We start from the raw sequence: 2413 nt of genomic DNA on the forward strand, positions 1-2413 counted from the left end.
ATAATCAAGCTGTCGAGTTGTTCTTGCAATGTGCTGCCCTTAATCGCATGATCCAGTTGGGCAAGCCGGACAGTTACAAAGTCGAAGCCTAATTACTGCTCCAACCCAGGGAAAGTATATCTTTTTTTCCTTTCATGCAACAAAGCCACAAGGTATTGATTTTCTTAGTTCTTCAAAAGAATAAAGCTTGTCTGAGTTAGAAATAATTGTTGTTTGTCCGTTGCTTTGGTTATTTGGTGCAAAGTGCCAACAGCCTGCCAGTCTCATCACCCTTGATGGGTTCTTTAATGAGCGATCTGCGTCTGCATACTCTAGTAAGTCAGATTGCAGACTTCGCCACTGCTGAGGGTCAATGAATTGGTCAAAAATCCAATAGCTATGTATAGACTTGCCGCCAGTATCTATTTGCAAACTTGGTTCTGGCAGTCCAAGCGATCGCCATAATTCTCTCTGTACTTCTTTATCTAAATCGTCGTGTTCAATAAAAACCGCTCGACACTGAGTGATATCGGCATCCTTATGCCCACAGCCATTCACAACAAAGTAAACTCCTCTACCCTCTGATTGAAATTGACGAACAATCTCGACTAATTGATCTATATCCTTAGTTTGTTGCTTTCTCCCCTTGTCATTGGTTTTTCGCGGATCGTTTTTGGGATAAAAAGCACGGATATAAACCAGATCATCCTTCTTATATCCCAGTGCTTCCAATTGCCTACGAATTTGAGCTACGTCAATTTTATGAGCAGCTGCTCCTTTGCTTTGTGCATACATAGCGATTTCTTCTCCTTTATGGAAATAAATATTCAGAAATGCTTTGCTGAGATGATTGAGTACAATGACTTAAAAGTTTTGCTATCAGCTTCATACTCAATATCTTTGTTTGTATTCCGTTGTGAAAACTTATGTTGGTTGGTTTGAGAGCGACTGGTAGTAGAGAAAATTTATTTTTGTGTAGCTACTTAATTCTTTCTTGGCACGCTCTTAAGAGTTTGTTTTTCTGGGAGTAAACAACATGAGTTTTAATTCACCCCTTTATGCAAAAACCAGTCTCTATAGTTTCTCTAAGAGCTATTTGAAACTTGTTTGTGATATCTTTTGTATCAATTAGCCTTCCTTCCTTTTTTCTGGGGTTGATTGGATGGAAGGGACTGAAGATATGTATCTATAGCTCTTTTATGTACTTGCGGATCATACCTATTAGCAATCCAGTCGAGTATTAAAGTAAGGTTGTAAAGTGTAGTTCTGGAATTTATTCTTTGCCAATGGATACCTTCTTCCCAAATCCCTGTAAGCCGATATCGCTTAAATGTTTCAGGCGATAAACCTATTTTTTCTGACAGTTGTTTTTTGCTAACAAAATAGTTCATATCGAAGCCCTTGATAACGAACTACTCCAATATGAACGATTTTTACTTATCTAGCGCGAAAGCGACTTTTCTTTTGTAATCCTTGCGAGTTAAGCTTTTCAGGCGATTGATTCTTTTTTTCGTCCTTGTCGTTGCATTTTTCCATTAATATAAAATTTACTTTTATCTTTTTTCATATAAGCAGTAATTTTTTGTCTGGCTCTCACAACAGGCATATAAAATCTTTTCCTGAACTCATCATTAAGATTTGCTAACTTGATTGACGAATCCATAATTTCCCAGGTACGAGGGCTTTCTTTTCGATCAAAAGGATTTTCACATCCTTGGAGTTCTCTATTTTGATGTTGTCTAATAGTTAAATAATCCTTTACTGTTAATTTCCTAGCAGAGTTAGTAGCAATGAAAGCCGTAAGCTCTGCTTCTTCTACCAAATCACGGAGTAACAATGCAGGGTGAAGATTTAACATATTGAGTGTAAACATATACTCAAGCATTTTAAAAACAGCCTTCCATAAAGTCACCTCAGGCATAATCAGAGGCTTTAATTTTTTATGAAGCTTGGACTTAGAAAATGTGTTCTCAAAAGTTTGTCGATAAAATTCTCCAAGTACTAACTCACGATACGTTATTATTCCTCTTACTGTGTCTATTTGCATTAAATCTTGGTTTGCTCGCTCTAATATAAGCTCATTTAAAATAGATCGAACAATAAATTCAGAATGACAATAAACCAATGCAGGAGAAATCAAGTAGGGTCTTGGCAATAGTAGATCAGGCTGATACATAATTTTTTGTAAACTAAGGATTACTGATCAAAAAGCAGTTATGTGAATTAATCAATGGGACGTAGATTCAGCATTTTTAGATAATCTGCATAATGCTTTTCAATCATTTCAACGCTGGTATCGCACCATTTACCTATGACTGATTCAGAAACACCTTTACAGCACTTCCTGCTGTTATGGGGTACAGTTAATAAGAATAAAAATATTATCTTTTTATGAAAGCATATTCAATCGATCTGCGCGAAAAAATAGTTGCAG

General features: G+C 36.4%; 3 protein-coding genes. All 3 read right to left on the reverse strand.

All coding sequences use genetic code 11. The annotated features are described in order from the left end of the window. Nucleotides 1–132 precede the first annotated feature (132 nt). Nucleotides 133–774, reverse strand: coding sequence for a hypothetical protein (locus H6G76_RS36420; protein WP_242056697.1), 642 nt, complete (start codon nucleotides 772–774; stop codon nucleotides 133–135). 329 nt (nucleotides 775–1103) lie between these two features. Further along, complete coding sequence (gene xisR / locus H6G76_RS36425) at nucleotides 1104–1370, reverse strand: excisionase family protein (RefSeq protein WP_190711046.1); 267 nt, start codon at nucleotides 1368–1370, stop codon at nucleotides 1104–1106. 98 nt (nucleotides 1371–1468) lie between these two features. Further along, nucleotides 1469–2155 (reverse strand): hypothetical protein, encoded by a 687-nt coding sequence (locus tag H6G76_RS36430; protein WP_190711047.1) that lies wholly within the window; start codon nucleotides 2153–2155, stop codon nucleotides 1469–1471. Nucleotides 2156–2413: the final 258 nt, after the last annotated feature.

Origin of the sequence: Nostoc sp. FACHB-152, assembly GCF_014697475.1 — a bacterium.
GTDB lineage: Bacteria > Cyanobacteriota > Cyanobacteriia > Cyanobacteriales > Nostocaceae > Nostoc_B.

Coding starts and splice junctions, on each gene's coding strand:
- H6G76_RS36420 (WP_242056697.1), bottom strand. CDS start 774: ATGTATGCACAAAGCAAAGGAGCAGCTGCTCATAAAATTGACGTAGCT.
- xisR (WP_190711046.1), bottom strand. CDS start 1,370: ATGAACTATTTTGTTAGCAAAAAACAACTGTCAGAAAAAATAGGTTTA.
- H6G76_RS36430 (WP_190711047.1), bottom strand. CDS start 2,155: ATGTATCAGCCTGATCTACTATTGCCAAGACCCTACTTGATTTCTCCT.